This is a genomic window from Actinomadura gamaensis (genome assembly GCF_042652125.1).
Classification (GTDB): domain Bacteria; phylum Actinomycetota; class Actinomycetes; order Streptosporangiales; family Streptosporangiaceae; genus Spirillospora; species Spirillospora gamaensis.
On the sequence record NZ_JBHSIT010000014.1, the window covers coordinates 22,278 to 37,605 of the forward strand.

General features: G+C 70.7%; 19 protein-coding genes. 3 read left to right on the top strand and 16 right to left on the bottom strand.

Translation table 11 applies throughout. From position 1 onward, the window contains the following. Nucleotides 1–18: 18 nt before the first annotated feature. The 10 genes from ACFPCY_RS36550 to ACFPCY_RS36595 all read right to left on the bottom strand — a co-directional run bounded on the left by ACFPCY_RS36550 (nucleotide 19) and on the right by ACFPCY_RS36595 (nucleotide 6,575). The gene (locus tag ACFPCY_RS36550; RefSeq protein ID WP_378263212.1) at nucleotides 19–1,353 is read right to left on the bottom strand and encodes a S8 family serine peptidase; all 1,335 of its coding nucleotides are present in this window, start codon (nucleotides 1,351–1,353) and stop codon (nucleotides 19–21) included. 251 nt (nucleotides 1,354–1,604) lie between these two features. After that, nucleotides 1,605–1,913, bottom strand: coding sequence for a DUF1416 domain-containing protein (locus tag ACFPCY_RS36555; protein ID WP_117355731.1), 309 nt, complete (start codon nucleotides 1,911–1,913; stop codon nucleotides 1,605–1,607). Nucleotides 1,914–1,980: 67 nt separating this feature from the next. Beyond that, a complete protein-coding gene (locus tag ACFPCY_RS36560; RefSeq protein ID WP_378263215.1) occupies nucleotides 1,981–2,820 on the bottom strand; it encodes a sulfurtransferase in 840 nt (279 codons plus the stop codon). Continuing rightward, nucleotides 2,817–3,254, bottom strand: coding sequence for a DUF4395 domain-containing protein (locus tag ACFPCY_RS36565; protein WP_378263217.1), 438 nt, complete (start codon nucleotides 3,252–3,254; stop codon nucleotides 2,817–2,819). The genes ACFPCY_RS36560 and ACFPCY_RS36565 overlap by 4 nt, the downstream gene beginning before the upstream one ends. Before the next feature lie 76 nt (nucleotides 3,255–3,330). Then, nucleotides 3,331–3,396 (bottom strand): putative leader peptide, encoded by a 66-nt coding sequence (locus tag ACFPCY_RS36570; protein WP_372504074.1) that lies wholly within the window; start codon nucleotides 3,394–3,396, stop codon nucleotides 3,331–3,333. A 185-nt stretch (nucleotides 3,397–3,581) separates the two neighbouring features. Then, nucleotides 3,582–3,992 (bottom strand): TlpA family protein disulfide reductase, encoded by a 411-nt coding sequence (locus ACFPCY_RS36575; protein WP_378263603.1) that lies wholly within the window; start codon nucleotides 3,990–3,992, stop codon nucleotides 3,582–3,584. Nucleotides 3,993–4,144: 152 nt separating this feature from the next. Next, the gene (locus ACFPCY_RS36580; protein ID WP_378263219.1) at nucleotides 4,145–4,852 is read right to left on the bottom strand and encodes a zf-HC2 domain-containing protein; all 708 of its coding nucleotides are present in this window, start codon (nucleotides 4,850–4,852) and stop codon (nucleotides 4,145–4,147) included. Continuing rightward, the gene (locus tag ACFPCY_RS36585) at nucleotides 4,849–5,361 is read right to left on the bottom strand and encodes a sigma-70 family RNA polymerase sigma factor (RefSeq protein WP_465251250.1); all 513 of its coding nucleotides are present in this window, start codon (nucleotides 5,359–5,361) and stop codon (nucleotides 4,849–4,851) included. Before ACFPCY_RS36585 ends, ACFPCY_RS36580 begins: the two co-directional genes overlap by 4 nt. Before the next feature lie 74 nt (nucleotides 5,362–5,435). Further along, entirely contained in the window at nucleotides 5,436–6,140 is a 705-nt protein-coding gene (locus ACFPCY_RS36590) for an LmeA family phospholipid-binding protein (protein WP_378263221.1), read from the bottom strand. A gap of 180 nt (nucleotides 6,141–6,320) precedes the next feature. Continuing rightward, a complete protein-coding gene (locus ACFPCY_RS36595) occupies nucleotides 6,321–6,575 on the bottom strand; it encodes a MoaD/ThiS family protein (RefSeq protein ID WP_378263223.1) in 255 nt (84 codons plus the stop codon). Between the two features lie 193 nt (nucleotides 6,576–6,768). Here ACFPCY_RS36595 and ACFPCY_RS36600 point away from each other — a divergent pair, with 193 nt between their 5' ends. From ACFPCY_RS36600 to bla, 3 genes are all read left to right on the top strand, one after another. Continuing rightward, complete coding sequence (locus tag ACFPCY_RS36600; RefSeq protein ID WP_378263225.1) at nucleotides 6,769–7,482, top strand: winged helix-turn-helix transcriptional regulator; 714 nt, start codon at nucleotides 6,769–6,771, stop codon at nucleotides 7,480–7,482. Between the two features lie 395 nt (nucleotides 7,483–7,877). Beyond that, a complete protein-coding gene (locus tag ACFPCY_RS36605) occupies nucleotides 7,878–8,411 on the top strand; it encodes an MmpS family transport accessory protein (protein WP_378263227.1) in 534 nt (177 codons plus the stop codon). Between the two features lie 111 nt (nucleotides 8,412–8,522). Then, complete coding sequence (gene bla / locus ACFPCY_RS36610; RefSeq protein ID WP_378263229.1) at nucleotides 8,523–9,428, top strand: class A beta-lactamase; 906 nt, start codon at nucleotides 8,523–8,525, stop codon at nucleotides 9,426–9,428. A 219-nt stretch (nucleotides 9,429–9,647) separates the two neighbouring features. On the opposite strand, the gene pstB is transcribed toward bla, so the two are convergent. From pstB to mshD, 6 genes are all read right to left on the bottom strand, one after another. Then, entirely contained in the window at nucleotides 9,648–10,424 is a 777-nt protein-coding gene (gene pstB, locus ACFPCY_RS36615) for a phosphate ABC transporter ATP-binding protein PstB (protein WP_378263231.1), read from the bottom strand. Nucleotides 10,425–10,448: 24 nt separating this feature from the next. Further along, nucleotides 10,449–11,339, bottom strand: a complete 891-nt coding sequence (gene pstA, locus ACFPCY_RS36620; protein WP_378263233.1) for a phosphate ABC transporter permease PstA — start codon at nucleotides 11,337–11,339, stop codon at nucleotides 10,449–10,451. Continuing rightward, nucleotides 11,336–12,298, bottom strand: a complete 963-nt coding sequence (pstC, locus tag ACFPCY_RS36625) for a phosphate ABC transporter permease subunit PstC (RefSeq protein WP_378263607.1) — start codon at nucleotides 12,296–12,298, stop codon at nucleotides 11,336–11,338. Before pstC ends, pstA begins: the two co-directional genes overlap by 4 nt. A 119-nt stretch (nucleotides 12,299–12,417) precedes the next feature. Beyond that, complete coding sequence (gene pstS, locus ACFPCY_RS36630; RefSeq protein WP_378263235.1) at nucleotides 12,418–13,518, bottom strand: phosphate ABC transporter substrate-binding protein PstS; 1,101 nt, start codon at nucleotides 13,516–13,518, stop codon at nucleotides 12,418–12,420. A 334-nt stretch (nucleotides 13,519–13,852) separates the two neighbouring features. Beyond that, complete coding sequence (locus ACFPCY_RS36635) at nucleotides 13,853–14,485, bottom strand: LysE family translocator (protein WP_378263237.1); 633 nt, start codon at nucleotides 14,483–14,485, stop codon at nucleotides 13,853–13,855. Between the two features lie 10 nt (nucleotides 14,486–14,495). Beyond that, nucleotides 14,496–15,326 carry a mycothiol synthase gene (mshD, locus tag ACFPCY_RS36640; RefSeq protein ID WP_378263239.1) on the bottom strand — a complete coding sequence of 277 codons (831 nt, stop codon included), beginning with the start codon at nucleotides 15,324–15,326 and terminating at the stop codon, nucleotides 14,496–14,498. Between the last annotated feature and the right edge of the window lie 2 nt (nucleotides 15,327–15,328).

Below are 15,328 nucleotides of genomic sequence, written 5' to 3' on the forward strand. Positions count from 1 at the left end.
CGCGGGGTGTCGTGGCCGTCAGTCTTCGGTGGCTTCCTGCGGGATGCGGGCCTTGGCGGGACGCCAGCCTCGCTTGCGGCCCAGGGGGATGACGGCGCCGCCGAAGGCGACGAGGATCGCGACACCGATCGAGCCGCCCGCGACACCGAGCGCGATGTTGCGGGTGCGGTGGTCGGTCGGCGGGACGGGCGCGATGTTCACCGCGCCGCTCAGTGCGGCCTTCGCGCGCTTCTGGCTCGGCTTGGCGTTCGGGTCTACCAGGCCGGTCACGGCCTGCATCGGATTGATCATGCCGTAGCCGCTGCCGGTGCCGATCGTGCCCTCGGCGGTGATCTCCATCCGGTTGATCACCTGCTGGTAGCCGAGCCTCGGGTGCCGGGCGCGGACGAGCGCCGCGACGCCGGCCGCGTAGGGCGCGCCGAAGCTGGTCCCGTTCAGGGTGCCGACCTGGTAGCCCTTGCCGTAGATCGAGGTGACGTTCTGGCCGGGAGCCGAGACGTCGATGCGGGACCTGATGTTGGAGAAGTTCGAGATCGATCCCTGGGCGTCGACCGCCGCGACCGAGAGGACGCCCGGATAGTTGGCGGGATAGGCGGGCAGCGCCTTGGACTGGTCGCCGGTGTTGCCCGCCGCCGCGACGATCAGCACGTCATGCGCCTGCGCGTACCGCACGGCCGCGCTCAGCCAGGGCGTGTCCGGGGAGTCGGACGACACGTTGATCACGCGGGCGCCCTTGTCGACCGACCACCGGATCGCCTCGGCGAGCCTCTTGTCGGTGTCGGACGACTCGGACGAGGTGAACTTGGCGTCCAGCAGCCGGACGTCCGGGACGACCCCGAAGAACGGCACGTTCTGCTTGCGCATGTCCGTCGCGGCGATGATCCCCGCGACCGAGGTACCGTGCCCGGGGCAGTCGCGGACGCTGCCGTCGTCCGGGCCGAACCGGGCCACGACCTTGCCCTTCATCTGCGGGTTCGACGTCTCGATGCCGCTGTCCACGACGGCGACCTTGATGCCGTTGCCGCGCGTGGCCGACCAGGCCTGCTCGAAGTCGAGCCTCGCCTGGGCCCAGGGCTGCTGCGTGATGGCGGAGGCGGGCGCGCCGACCGGCGGGTTGTCGCACTTGGCGGGAGGCGCGGTCGGTCCGTCCGGGGTCTTGTCCGTGGGCTTGTCGGACGGTTTGTCCGACGGCTTGGTGGACGGTTTGGTGCTCGGCTTCGTCGTCGGCTTGTGCGTCGGCTTGTGCGAGGGGCTCGGCGCCGCGAGCGGCAGCGCCGCCGCACCCTGCCGCGCCACATCCTGCTGCGCCGCGCCCGACTGCGCCGCGCCCGACTGCGCCGCCGCGCTCGGCATCGCGGTCAGTATCGACGCGAGCGCCAGGCCACTGGCCCCGGCCGCCGCTCCCGGCCTCATGCCCGGTACGCGCATTCCTCGTCCTCCCGCAGGCACCGCTGTCCGGCTGGACCCGTACATTACCGACAAACGTCGGACGTCCCGACCGTCCCTCCGGTGCCGTCCGGTGCCGTGACGGGGAGGCGGGGAAAGGCGGAACCCCGCCGCGGCCCGGGGCCTGGCGGGGTTCCGGAGGGACCTGGATCAGGTCGTCAGATGGTCACCTCGACGGCGGCCACCTCGCCGGTGCGGGCGGAGACCGTGCGGTCCACGCTCACGCCGCCCGCGGCGAGGACGCGGACGGTCCAGTCGCCGTCGGCGGCGAAGAAGCGGAACACGCCCTCGTCGCCGGTCACGACCTCGGCGGTGAACTCGCCGGTGGAGTCGAGCAGGCGGGCGTAGGCGCTGGACACGGGCTGTCCGTCGCGGACGACGGTGCCCTGGATCACGGCCTCGTTGGCAAGGTCGACGGTCGCCGGAAGGTGCGCCGTCTGCGCGGGCGCTGCGCAGCCCTGGGTCATCGGAGGTCCTCCTTCTCCGCCTGGCACGGCGGACGGTGTGTCTTACCAGGTGGGGTCGGGACGGGTGCTACTGCGGGGCGCCGAGCTCGATCGGCACGCCGACGAGCGAGCCGTACTCGGTCCAGGAACCGTCGTAGTTCTTCACTTCCGGCAGGCCGAGCAGCTCGTGCAGGGCGAACCAGGTGTGGGACGAGCGCTCGCCGATGCGGCAGTAGGCGATGGTCGCCTTGTTCAGGTCCACGCCCGCCTCGGAGTAGAGGGCGCGCAGCTCGTCGTCGGACTTGAACGTGCCGTCGTCGTTGGCCGCCTTCGACCAGGGGATCGAGCGCGCGGTCGGGACGTGCCCGGCCCGCTGCGCCTGCTCCTGCGGCAGGTGCGCCGGGGCGAGCAGCTTGCCCGAGAACTCGTCGGGCGAGCGGACGTCGATCAGGTTCTTCGAGCCGATGGCGTCCACGACCTCGTCGCGGAACGCGCGGATCGCGAGGTCCTGCTCCTGCGCCTTGTACTGGGTGGCCGGGCGGGACGGGACGTCCACGACCAGCTCGCGGGAGTCGAGCTCCCACTTCTTGCGGCCGCCGTCGAGGAGCTTGACGCTCGCGTGGCCGTACAGCTTGAAGTACCAGTACGCGTAGGCGGCGAACCAGTTGTTGTTGCCGCCGTACAGGATGACGGTGTCGTCGTTGGCGATGCCCTTGCGGGACAGCAGTTCCTCGAAGCCCTGCCGGTCGACGAAGTCGCGGCGGACCGGGTCCTGCAGCTCCGTCTTCCAGTCGATCTTCACGGCACCGCGGATGTGGCCCTTGTCGTAGGCGGACACGTCCTCGTCCACCTCGACCAGGACCAGGCCGGGGTCGTCGAGGTGGGCCTCAACCCAAGCGGCGTCCACCAGGACGTCGGAGCGGCTCATGCGGGAACCTCCCTGTCGGAGCGATTCTTCGGTAGCAAGCGGCGGATCAGCAGATACATCTCGCAGCCGAGGCAGAACCCGAACGCCGCGTTCAGGAACGCCGCCGCCAGCGCGAGGGCCGTGGCACCGACACCGATCCAGGGGATCCCGAGCGCGAACCCGACCGTCCCCACCAGCGCGAACACCAGCCCGACGCCCTGCGCGAAGCGGGGCGGCGGTTCGGCTTCGAGTTCGCGCGGCGGGCCGAGACGCGGCCGGACGAGCAGCTTGAAGACCAGCCCGTACGGGGCGAACCGCAGACCGAGGAGAGCTCCGAGAGCGAAGACCATGGTCTGAGCGGCGAGCAAACCCCAGCTTCCCGTGACCAGGACCACCACTAGGACGACCGAGGTGAGCACGGCGGAGAACCGTTGCCCTCGCGGGTCGACCTGCATGGGAAGCTCCCAGAAGCGGGGAAGCGTGCGTACGAGCGGTGTTCAGAACAACCGGGGTTGGATACGGCTCGATGCCTCAGACCATGCGACAGAGCGAGGCGGCCACGCGGCAGAAGTCGACCGCGCGACGCTTCGTGAGCATCTGCTCTGTCCAGTAACGCACGGTCCGATGCTAAACCGGCGCGCGCGCCGATGTCACGCCCGTCTCGCCAGGCGAGACGGTGACGAGCGTCTCATCGCAGGTCAGCGCCCATACCTTCCAACCAACGACCGTCTCCGCGCACGGCGAGTCGCCCCTCGCTCCCACCGGGGCGACGCGCTTTCCGCTCAGGCGACGGCCGCGCCGAGGGCGGCGATCACGTCCACCTTGCGGGGCGTTCCGGTCGCGCGCCGGACGATGCGTCCCTCGGCGTCCAGGATGAGGGTCGTGGGCGTCCGGACGATGCCGAACCTGCGGACGAGGTCGAGGTTCGTCTCCGCGTCCACCTCGACGTGGACGACCCCGTCGACCATCCCGGCGACGTCCTCCAGGATCCGGCGGGTCGCCCGGCAGGGCGCGCAGAAGACCGTCGAGAACTGCACCAGCGTGGCGCGTTCGCCCAGCTCACAACCTAGATCGCTGGATCGGAGGCGCTTGTCGTCCCCCACGCGCAACCTCCCATCGCGCCACCGCCACACGAGCCCGAACGCGGTCGCCGCGGCTATGACGACCGCCGCGACCACGACACCGCTGACCATCACGTGCGTCAACATACGTCCCCGCCCGCCGATTCCGCGCAGCCGCCACCGAACCCTGACCACCCGGTTCACCCACGACGAGAATCGCACCTTCATCCCCCACCTCCGCGAAGGACGGGCTCGACGCGCGGGCGGGGACGGACGGGGCCGGGTCAGGCCGGGATGGTCACGAGGCGGTGGCCTTCCAGGGTGTCCACCTCGAAGGACGCGATCTGGTTGCGCGGGTACATCGTGTTGCCCTCGTACTCGCCTTCGCCCTCGGACGAGGACACGTACCAGCTGCCGAGCATCTCCCGCTTGCCGGAGCGGGTGATGACGTACCAGCGGCACTTGTTCCCCTTGGGGACGCCCGTGACGGTGATCTCCGAGTAGGTGCCCCACGATTCCGAGCGCATCACGACGCTGGCCGTGACATGCGTGGACGGGTTGGTGGCGGAGACCTTCTCACCCGGCTCCTCGCTGCTGGACGAGGGCGGCGGCCCGGCCTGCGGGCGGGTGCCGGCGACCTGGTGGCCGACGACGCCGCCGAGCAGCAGCCCCACCACCATGATCACGGCGGCGGCCGCGGCGAGCGGGGCCCGGCTCACGGACGGAAGGCGCCGGTACCAGGGGCCGCTGCGCTCGGCGGCGGCCCGCGCGAGCAGGCCGTCCAGCACTCCGGGCGCGGGGGCGGAGACCTCGTCGATCTGGCCGGTGTCCACCCGGCCGAGCAGGGCGGGCAGCCCGGCGAGGGCCGCCAGCTCGTCCCGGCATTCGGGACACGTCGCCAGATGTTCGTCCACCCGGGCCCGTTCGGCCGGGTCGATCGCGCCGAGGACGTAGACGCCCAGGGCGGTTCGGACCTGTCCACAGTCGTTCACGGCGCCAGCCCCCGCTCCTCCAGTGCGAGTTTGAGCGCCCGCAGGGCGTAGTAGGTTCGCGACTTCACCGTGCCGGGCGGGATGCCGAGGACCCGGGCCGCGTCCGCGACCGAGCGTCCCCGGTAGTAGGTCTCGACGAGCACCGCGCGGTGGCTGGGGCTCAGGTCGGCCAGCGCCTCCGCGACCGTCCAGGACTCCAGCGCCCGGTCGATGTCGTCCACACCGGGCGTGCCGACCACCTGCTCGTCGATGCCGGTCTCCGGCGGCCGGGCGCGGCGGGCGCGGTGCGCGTCCACCACGAGGTTCCGGGCGACGGTGAACAGCCACGGCCGCACCGGCCGCTCCGACAGCGCCTCCGGATGCCGCCAGGCGCGCAGCAGCGTCTCCTGTACGACGTCCTCGGCCTGCGAGCGGTCGCCGCCCGTCAGGCGCAGGACGTAGCCGAGAAGCGGACCGCCGTGCTCGCTGTACAGGGCGCGCAGCAGTCGTTCGTCCGCGGTTGGACCCACGTACACACCACGTCCGAGGCGCACGGCCGGTTCACCGGTCGCGGACCGAAACCGCGACCCGCTTCGGCACGGCGTCAGCGGACCGGCTGCTGGAGGTTGCTGAGCTTGACGTTGTCGGCCTCCGCGGACACCTTCAGGCCCTGGTCGGTCACCTGGATCTGGCGGATCCGCGACCCGACCGGCAGGTCGGTGATCGGGACGTACCAGGTGAGCCGCTCCCGGACGGCGTCCAGCGGCACCGTGATCCCGCTCGTGGTGACCTTGACCGGGGTGATCGCGATGCCCCTGCGGGACGGCTTGACCGACAGCTCCGCGGTGCCGTTCACGTTGAACGTGAGCACCTGCCCGGCCATGTCGACCTCCAGGTTGTCGCCCTTCGCCCGGACGCCCTTGACCTCCTTCGGCGCGCGCGACTTGATCACGTCGAACGGGATCACCGCGGACGCCGTGGCGGTGCGCGCCGTCACGTTGTCGGCGTTCCCGGCGGCGACCTGGTCCAGCGGGGCGTCCACGCCGTGCATCTCGACCTTGACGTCGTGCACGGTGATCCCCTGCTGCGTCCAGTCGCCGATGCCGACGTCGATCTGGTCGTAGTTCCCCTGGACGGCCTGGGTGAGGAACGGGATGCCGTGGATCGTCACGTCCGGCTGCCGCGACAGGTTGTACTGCGCGGCGACCTGCTTGCCGATCTCGTTCTGCGCGACCCGCACCCCGATCCGGTCCGCGGCCACCAGCCCCACGACCAGCAGGACCAGCACCACCAGCAGGAACTTGCGCATCTCTCTCCTTCGGTCGCGGCCGGCGCCGCCCTCGCCGCGCAACAGGGGAACCGGCGTGATCGCCACACAGTAGTGCCGCGGCCCCGGGACGGCGCGTCACTCCACGGAGTGATCTCGAAGTTCGCGTGACCTGCGCCACGCGCTCGCGCTCCGGCCGGAAGCGGACGCCCGTGAGGTCGGTCACCCTCCGGCGAACGGGGGCAGCACCTCGACGACGCCGTCCTCGGGAAGCTCCACGTCCTCGGGCGCGCGGGCGCCGACCGGGTCGCCGTTCACGAGGAACGAGCTGCGCGACACGACGCGCGTGAACTCGGCGTCCCTTGCGGCGCGGGCGGTTTCGAGCGCCTCGGCGAGGGACGTCGCGTCGTACGGTTCCTCCGCCGTGCCCGCCGCCGCCTTCGCCGCGGCCCAGTACCGGATCATGCCCTTCGCCATGCCGGCCACCCTGCCAGAAACCCGGCACTCACCGCACCGACCGTTGCCGTTCGGGGCCCGTTGGATATGCTCGAGGCCGAAGGGATCCGGGCGACGTGGCCAGGGAGCTCGCGCGACGAGCACCGGTCACGGACTGGGGCTCGCAGCCGAGCCGTCCGGATCTCGACCTCTTTTCAGGGCGAGGAGGCGGCACTTGAGCAGCTTGCTCCTGCTGACCAACGCGTTGGAACCGTCCGACGAGATCCTGCCCGCGCTGGGCCTGCTGCTGCACTCGGTGCGGGTCGCGCCCGCCGAGGGATCCGCGCTCATCGACGCCCCGCCCGCCGACGTCGTCCTGGTGGACGCGCGCCGCGACCTCGTCCAGGCCAAGAGCCTGTGCAGGCTGCTGCGCACCACCGGCCTCGACTGCCCGCTGGTCGGCATCGTCACCGAGGGCGGTCTCGCCGCGCTGACCCCCGAGTGGGGGCTGGACGACGTCCTGCTCACGACCGCCGGTCCCGCCGAGGTCGAGGCGCGGCTGCGCCTGGCCGTGGGCCGGGCCGCCGTCGCCGAGGCCGAGGACGTCCCGGGCGAGATCCGCAGTGGTGAGCTCACCATCGACGAGGCCACCTACACCGCGCGGCTGCGCGGCCGCGTCCTCGACCTGACCTTCAAGGAGTTCGAGCTCCTGAAGTACCTCGCCCAGCACCCGGGCCGCGTCTTCACCCGCGCCCAGCTCCTCCAGGAGGTCTGGGGCTACGACTACTTCGGCGGCACCCGCACCGTGGACGTCCACGTCCGCCGCCTGCGGGCCAAGCTGGGCGCCGAGTACGAATCCCTCATCGGAACGGTCCGCAACGTCGGCTACCGCTTCGTCCCCGACCACCGCCCGGGCGAGTCCGAGGAGAAGACCCCCGCGCGTACCTAGAAGACCCCGCGCGTACCTAGGCGTGCCCCGCACGCCGCTGTTCTCCGTCCGTTGAGCCCGCCCCTTTCTCTTTCGCGCTTACGACCTTGCTCTGGCGTGGTGAATGAGCGCCTCCTCGATCCATCCGACCAGGGCCTCGTCTGATGCGTCGACCGCCGTCCAGCCCTTGCCCATGGGCTCGCCGCGCACCTCGGCCCCGTGGCCGCACACTCCCCCGTCAGGGTGCGACCACCCTAGCCACGGCCTCCGACATTCCCGCGGCGCGGCATGAAACCGCAGGTCGGAGGGCATGAACCTGCTGACTCCCAGACCGTCCTCCGGAGGGTTCCATGGCCGCGCGGCAGCCGCCTCCCGGCCCGGCCGCCGCAGGGCGGCCGGCGCCGGAGCCCCCGCGCATGAGCGTGCTCGCGGTCGCGTCGTTGATCTTCAGCCTGCTCTGGCTGGGCGGCGCCGGCAGCCTCCTGGCCATCCTGCTCGGCGCCGCCGCCCTGCTGCGGGTGAGGCGGACGCGGCAGGCGGGGCGCGGGCTGGCCCTGGGAGGCATCGTCCTCGGCGTCCTCGGCCTGCTCGCCGCGAGCGGCATGGGCCTGATCTTCGGATTCGCGGGCCAGAAGGCGGCGACGACCAGGCGCGCCGACATCGTCCTGGGCGCCGCCGGCGCGGACGGCACGACGTCCGCCGACATCACCTACGCCTTCGGTGACGACACCAGCCAGGAGACCGACGCCCCGCTGCCCTGGCGCAGGCGGGCGACGCGGAACCTCAACGGGCTGGACGTGCTCCAGCTGATCGTCCGGAACAAGGGCCGGGCCGGGACGGTGAGCTGCCGTATCACCGTCGACGGCAAGCCGGTCAAGACCGCGACCGCCACGGGCGCGAACGCGGACGCCGCCTGCGTGTACAACGCGATCGCCGTCCGTCCGCATTGACCAGGCGAGATATCGCTTCGTTTATCGATCCGCGTCCGATATCGATATTGGACACGGCGCGAATGGGCCTGCTCTACTCGGCATCGTCCACGCGAGAGAAGGCAGAAATCCATGGCCCAAGGTGGCGTGTCCCGCCGTGCGCTGCTCACCGCGGCGGCCCTGTTCCCGCTGGCCGGATGCGGTGACCGGCACCGTCCGCTCACGACGAGACCGGGCCCTCCCCGCCCGTCCGCGCCCCCGGACACCGCGGAATTCGCGGCGCTGGAGAAGAAGTACAAGGCGCGTCTCGGCCTTTTCGCGCTGTCGACCGCCAACGGCGCGACCGTCGCCTATCGCGCGGACGAGCGATTCGCGTTCTGCTCCACTTTCAAACCCCTCGCCGCGGCCGCGGTCCTGGACCGCCATCCCCTGAGCCACCTGGACGACCGCGTCCGCATCAACGCAGCGGACGTGAACTCGATCTCCCCGATCACCAAGGGACGCATCGGCGGCACCATGACCGTCCGCGAGCTCTGCGACGCCGCGATCCGCGTCAGCGACGGAACCGCCGGGAACCTGCTCGTCCGCGACATCGGCGGCCCGGCCCAGCTCAACGCCTACCTGCGCCGCCTGGGCGACGGCGTCACCCGCATGGACAACCTCGAACCCGAGCTGAACCGCGACCGCCCCGGCGACCCGCGGGACACCACGACACCGAGGGCCATCGCCGGAAACTTCCAGAAACTCGTCCTCGGCAACGCCCTGCCCGCCGACAAGCACGACCTGCTCAAGGACTGGCTGGAACGCGCCAGGACGGGCGGCACCCGGATCCGCGCCGCCCTACCGCCGGGCTGGAAGATCGCCCACAAGACCGGCAGCGGCGACTACGGCCGCTGCAACGACGTGGCCGTCCTCTGGCCCGAGAACAAGCCCCCGATCGTCCTGGCCGTCCTGTCCGACCGCGAGGGCTACAACACCCCGATGGCCGAACCCCTCCTAGCCGAAGCCGCCAAACTGGCCCTCACGCATCTCACCTGACCACGCCACCCGATGCCCATCCGGCAAGTGATCCTCGCCGTCCCAGGTTTCCTGGGACGGCGTTTTCCCTTCCTCGGTCGGCCGGGGGCCGGGGGTCTGGGGCGGAGCCCCAGCTTGGGGTTCGGGGCGGGAGCCCCGATGGGAGGAGTCCGAGCGGAGCGAGGGCCTTTCCGCGAAGACGAGCGCGCAGGTGCGCAGGTTCGCGGGCGCGCCCGCGGATTAGCCGAAGCGGCCGGTGATGTAGTCCTCGGTGGCCTTCTGCTCGGGGTTGGTGAAGATCTTCGAGGTGTCGTCGATCTCGATGAGCTTGCCCGGCTTGCCGGTGCCGGCGATGTTGAAGAAGGCGGTGCGGTCGCTGACGCGGGCGGCCTGCTGCATGTTGTGGGTGACGATCACGATCGTGTACTGGTTCTTCAGCTTGGCGATCAGGTCCTCGATGGCGAGGGTGGAGATCGGGTCGAGGGCCGAGCAGGGCTCGTCCATCAGCAGGACCTGGGGCTGGACGGCGATCGCGCGGGCGATGCAGAGGCGCTGCTGCTGGCCGCCGGACAGGCCCGCGCCGGGCTTGCCGAGGCGGTCCTTGACCTCCTCCCAGAGGTTGGCGCCCTTCAGCGAGTCCTCGACGATGTCGTCGAGCTGGGACTTGCGGCGGACGCCGTTCAGCTTCAGCCCGGCGGCGACGTTGTCGTAGATCGACATCGTCGGGAACGGGTTGGGGCGCTGGAAGACCATGCCGACGGTGCGGCGGACGGCGACCGGGTCGACGGAGGCGCCGTAGAGGTCCTCGTCGTCCAGCATCACCTTGCCCTCGACGCGGGCGCCCGGGATGACCTCGTGCATCCGGTTGAGGGTGCGGAGGAACGTGGACTTGCCGCAGCCGGACGGGCCGATGAACGCGGTCACCGAGCGCGGCTCGACCGTCATCGAGATGTCCTCGATGGCGTGGGTGCCGCCGTAGTAGGCGTGCAGCCCCGAGACTTCGATCCGCTTGGCCATGAGACTTCGTACTCCTCGGGTGAACTAACGTCCGGTCGGCCGGTACGCGCGCGCGATCAGCCGCGCCACCAGGTTCAACAGCATGATGATCAGGATCAGCACCAGGGCCGCGGTCCACGCCCGGTCGATCGCGGTGTGGTTCGGGTCGGCGGCCTGGTCCCAGATGAAGGTCGGCAGCGACCCCTGCGGCCCGCTGAACGGGTCGGTGTTGATCGCCTTCGTGACCGCGATGGTGAGCAGCAGCGGGGCGGTCTCGCCCATGACGCGCGCGACGGCGAGCATGATGCCGGTGAGGATGCCCGGCAGCGCGGTCGGCAGGATCACGAAGCAGATCGTCCGCCAGCGCGGCACGCCCAGGGCGTAGGACGCCTCGCGCAGGTCGTTCGGGACGAGCTTGAGCATCTCCTCCGTCGCCCGGACGACCGTGGGGATCATCAGGATGGACAGCGCCAGCGAGCCCGCGAAGCCCTGCCCCTGCTTGCCGATGCCGAGCGTCAGCATCCACATCGCGAGGACGAACAGCCCGGCGACGATGGACGGGATGCCGGTCATGACGTCCACGAAGAAGCTGACGATCCGGGCGAGGCGGCTGCTGCGGCCGTACTCCACCAGGTAGACGGCGGTGAGGACGCCGAGCGGGACGGAGATGATGCTGGCGATCAGCACCTGCTCCAGGGTCCCGATGATGGCGTGGTAGGCGCCGCCGCCCGCGTCCTTGCCCGCCACGCCGTTCATGGAGTGGCCGAAGAAGGTGCCGTCGAACCGGGCCGCGCCGTGCTGGACGACCGTCCAGAGCAGCGAGATGAGCGGGATCACCGCGAGCGCGAACGCCAGGTAGACCAGGCCCTGGACGATCCAGTTCTTGATCTTGCGGGACGCCGAGACCGTGCCCAGCGAGGTCGACGGGGTGCTCACACGAACTCCTTGCGGCGGGCGACGACCGCCCGGGCCGCCATGTTGACGACGAGGGTGATCACGAACAGCACGAGGCCGGAGGCGATCAGCGCGCCGCGGCCGGTGGCGGTGGCCTCGCCGAAGCTCTTGGCGATGTTGGCGGCGAAGGTGCTGCCGCCGTCCTCCAGGATGTGGACGTTGATCCCCGGCACGAAGGTCAGCACCATCGCGACCGCGATGGTCTCGCCCATCGCGCGGCCGAGGCCGAGCATGGCCGCGCCGATCACGCCGGACCGTCCGTACGGCAGGACCGACAGCCGGATCATCTCCCAGCGGGTCGCGCCGAGGGCGAGCGCCGCCTCCACGTGCGCGCGCGGGACCTGGAGGAACACCTCGCGGGAGATGGACGAGATGATCGGCAGGATCATGATCGCCAGCACCACCGAGGCGGTGAAGATCGAGTTCTTGCCGGGGCTGTCGCCGCCGAAGAGCGGGATCCAGCCGAGCACATTGTTGAGGAACGTGCTGATCCCGTTCATGTGCGGGGCGAGGACGAGCAGGCCCCACAGGCCGTACACGATCGACGGGACGGCGGCGAGCAGGTCCACCACGTAGCCCAGCCCCGAAGCGATCCTGCGGGGCGAGTAGAACGCGATGAACAGCGCGATGCCGAGCGCCACCGGGGTGGCGATGACCAGCGCCAGCCCGGACGACACGACCGTGCCGAAGGCCAGCTGGGCGATGCCGAACTTCGGCGTCGCCGCGTTCGGGTCCCAGTCCTCGGAGGTGAGGAAGTTCGCCTTGTTCGCCTGGAGCGCCGGGATCGCCTTCCAGATCAGGAAGACGGCGATCGCGGCCATGATCGCCAGCACCAGGACGCCCGAGCCGCGGGCGGCTCCGGCGAAGATCCTGTCGCCGGCCCGGCCGGTGCTCAGCCGCCTGGTGTCTGCGCGGTGCCTGGCGCCGACCGCGGCGTCGATGCCGGACTGGGTGCTCACGGGGGACCCTCCTGGTGGGGTGGGAACGTGCGGTGAACCGGGGTCGGCCCCCTGGCCGGCGGAACCGGCGAGGGGGCTGACGAGGCGATGGTCCTCGCGGGTCAGGACAGCGCCTTCACGGACGTCTGGACCTTGGTGAGCACGCTGTCGGGCAGCGGCGCGTAGCCCAGGTTGGTGAGGATCTTCTGACCGTCCGGGCTGGAGGTGTAGGTCAGGAAGGACTTCACGAACTTCGACTGGTCGGCCGCCAGGCCCTTCTGGCAGGCGATCTCGTAGGTCACCAGGACGATCGGGTAGGCGCCCGGCTCCTTGGTGGCGTAGTCGATCTTCAGCGCGACGTCGTTCCCGGTGCCGACGACCTTGGCGCCCGCGACGGCCTTGGAGGCGGTGTCCGGGGACAGCTTGGTGTACTCGCCGGCGCCGTTCTTGATGTCGGCGGTCTTGAGGCTGTTGTTGGTCGCGAACGACAGCTCGACGTAGGAGATCGAGCCCTTGGTGCTCTTGACCTGCGCGGACACGCCGTCCGACTTGGTCGCGCCCTGGCCGACGCCGTTCGGCCACTTCTTGGCCGGCTCCCACGTCCACGCGCCGGGGGCGGTGGCCTTGAGGTACTTGGTGAAGTTCTCGGTGGTGCCGGACTCGTCCGCGCGGTAGATCGGCTTGATCGGCCCGGACAGCTTGGCGCCGGAGTTCTCCTTGGCGATCGCCGGGTCGTTCCAGGTCTTGATCTTGCCGGCGAAGATGCCCGCGAGGGTCTCGGGGGAGAGCTTCAGCGAGTCGGCGCCGTCCACGTTGTAGACGACCGCGATCGGGCCGACGACCATCGGGAGGTTCAGGGCGGGGTTGCCCTGGCAGCGCTTCTGCGCGGCGGTCGCCTCGGCGGGCTTCAGTGCCGAGTCGGAGCCGGCGAACGAGACCTGACCGGAGTTGAACGACTGGATGCCCGCGCCCGACCCGGCCGGGTTGTAGTTCAGGTTGGCACCGGCGCACTTGGCCGAGAAGAGCTTGGTCCACTCCTCGATCGCGTTCTTCTGCGCGCTCGAACCGGCGGCGTTGACCGTGCCCTTGGCGCAGTCGATGTTGCCCTTGGGGGCCTCACTCGCGCTGGAGCCGGAGTTGTTGTCGCTGCCGCAGGCGCTGAGCGCCAGGGCACCGGCGACGACGACACCGCCCAGGGTGGCCAGCCGAGAACCGTTCTTCACCGCAAGGTCTCCTCTATAGCTTCGTCAGCGGTGTCCCGACCGGAGGATGTGGACGTTTGTCCAGGTAGTGGGCTCACCGTCGAGTGTGAAGCTATGCGGGCGAAGTGTCCGGACACCCCGATCCAGGTGAACGACGGATGAACTCAAACTTCAACAACCAGGAAGAATGGCTCGACAAGCCATGGACACCGGGTTAACACCCCAGCTCAACCCCCAGTGATCCTGAAGAATGCGCCATATGCCGCACCTCCCCACCCCCGACGGCGAGCACCTCCACTGGGAGGCCCACGGGTCGGACGCGGGGATGCTGGAGGCGATCAGGGAAGGTTTGCTGTCATTCGGCGGCGACGCGTAGGCCCAGGCCGACCAGGGTTGCTCCCAGGAGGGCCTCCTGGACGCGGCGGACGCGTGGAGAGGCGAGCAGGTGCCGGACGCGACCCACGGCCACCGCGACCAGGCTGAGGCCGCTCAGGCTGAACAGGACCGCGATCAGCGCCAGGCCCAGCGCGATCGGCACCGCCTCGGCGGGACGGCCGCTGGGCACGAACTGCGGCAGCGTGGCCAGGAAGACCAGGGTCGCCTTCGGGTTGGTCAGGTTGGTGAGAAGTCCCTGGACGAACGGGGACTGGAACCTGGCGAAACGGCTCGGCGTGTCGTCCTGCGGGAGGGCCTCGCCGGGGAGCGGCGGCTTGTGACGGACGGCCCAGAGCGTCCGGGCGCCGAGGTAGACGAGGAAGGCGGCGCCGGCCAGCTTCACCGCCTCGAACACGATCGCGCTGCGCAGGAGGAGGCCGGCGAGGCCGACCGCGACGAGGGTCGCGTGGACGAACAGGCCGAGCGCGCAGCCGAGGGCCGTGCGGAGCCCGGCGCGCGGGCCGCCCTTCAGCGTCCCGCGGATCACCACGGCCGTGTCCAGGCCGGGGGTGACGGTGATCAGGAGGCAGAGGCCGAGGTAGGCGAGGAGCATCCCCCGATTCTCACGGGGTGGCGTACATCACGTCCACCGCGTAGCGGGCGAAACCGAGGGATTCGTAGAGGTGCAGGGCGTTCCGGTTGTCCTCGTCCACGTAGAGGAGGACGGCGGGGACGCCCCGGTCGCGCAGGTGGTGGAGGCCGGTGAGGGTGAGCGTCCGGCCCAGGCCGAGGCCCTGCGCGGACGGGTCGATGCCGACGACGTAGACCTCGCCGAGGCCGTCCGGGTGGATCTTGGTCCAGTGGAAGCCGACGAGGCGGCCGTCGCGTTCGGCCAGGAAGAAGCCCTCCGGGTCGAACCAGGACTCCTGCTCGCGGGCGCGGAGGTCGTCGATCGTCCACTGGCCCTGTTCGGGGTGGTCGGCGAAGGCGCGGGCGTTCACTTCGAGCCAGGCGTCCTCGTCGCGGCCGACCTCGAAGGTGCGGAGGGAGACGCCAGCGGGGACGGCGGGGTCGGTCATCGGGTCGTCGGCCGAGCGGCGCATCTGGAACAGCACGCGGCTGCGGACCATGCGCTCGGAGTCGGCGAGGAGCGCGGCGGCGGGAAGGTCGCCGTGGGCCCAGACGCGGAGCGGGCCGTCGGCCTTGCGCCGCAGGGCGCGCAGGAGCTCGCGGCCGTGGCCCCGGTGGCGGCGCTCGGGGTGGACGACCAGCTCGCCGGATGCGGGCTCGTCCTCGGTGGCCGGGTCGAAATGGGCGTATCCGACGATCTCGTCGTTCTCCCGGACGGTCAGGCCCGTCCGGCCCGCCTTGAGCGCGAGCAGGGCGTGTTCGGAGAGCGGCGCGACGCCGTCCACCCGGGTTGCGGCTTCCACCAGCGCGACGATCTGCTCCATGA

Bases quoted from the DNA above. Each gene is read 5' to 3' on its own strand.
- ACFPCY_RS36590 (WP_378263221.1), bottom strand. From the start codon at position 6,140: ATGCGCAAGTTCCTGCTGGTGGTGCTGGTCCTGCTGGTCGTGGGGCTG.
- ACFPCY_RS36550 (WP_378263212.1), bottom strand. From the start codon at position 1,353: ATGCCGAGCGCGGCGGCGCAGTCGGGCGCGGCGCAGTCGGGCGCGGCG.
- ACFPCY_RS36635 (WP_378263237.1), bottom strand. From the start codon at position 14,485: ATGCTCCTCGCCTACCTCGGCCTCTGCCTCCTGATCACCGTCACCCCC.
- ACFPCY_RS36605 (WP_378263227.1), top strand. From the start codon at position 7,878: ATGAGCGTGCTCGCGGTCGCGTCGTTGATCTTCAGCCTGCTCTGGCTG.
- bla (WP_378263229.1), top strand. From the start codon at position 8,523: ATGGCCCAAGGTGGCGTGTCCCGCCGTGCGCTGCTCACCGCGGCGGCC.
- ACFPCY_RS36575 (WP_378263603.1), bottom strand. From the start codon at position 3,992: ATGGTCAGCGGTGTCGTGGTCGCGGCGGTCGTCATAGCCGCGGCGACC.
- mshD (WP_378263239.1), bottom strand. From the start codon at position 15,326: ATGGAGCAGATCGTCGCGCTGGTGGAAGCCGCAACCCGGGTGGACGGC.
- ACFPCY_RS36560 (WP_378263215.1), bottom strand. From the start codon at position 2,820: ATGAGCCGCTCCGACGTCCTGGTGGACGCCGCTTGGGTTGAGGCCCAC.
- ACFPCY_RS36555 (WP_117355731.1), bottom strand. From the start codon at position 1,913: ATGACCCAGGGCTGCGCAGCGCCCGCGCAGACGGCGCACCTTCCGGCG.
- pstB (WP_378263231.1), bottom strand. From the start codon at position 10,424: ATGGCCAAGCGGATCGAAGTCTCGGGGCTGCACGCCTACTACGGCGGC.
- ACFPCY_RS36565 (WP_378263217.1), bottom strand. From the start codon at position 3,254: ATGCAGGTCGACCCGCGAGGGCAACGGTTCTCCGCCGTGCTCACCTCG.
- ACFPCY_RS36595 (WP_378263223.1), bottom strand. From the start codon at position 6,575: ATGGCGAAGGGCATGATCCGGTACTGGGCCGCGGCGAAGGCGGCGGCG.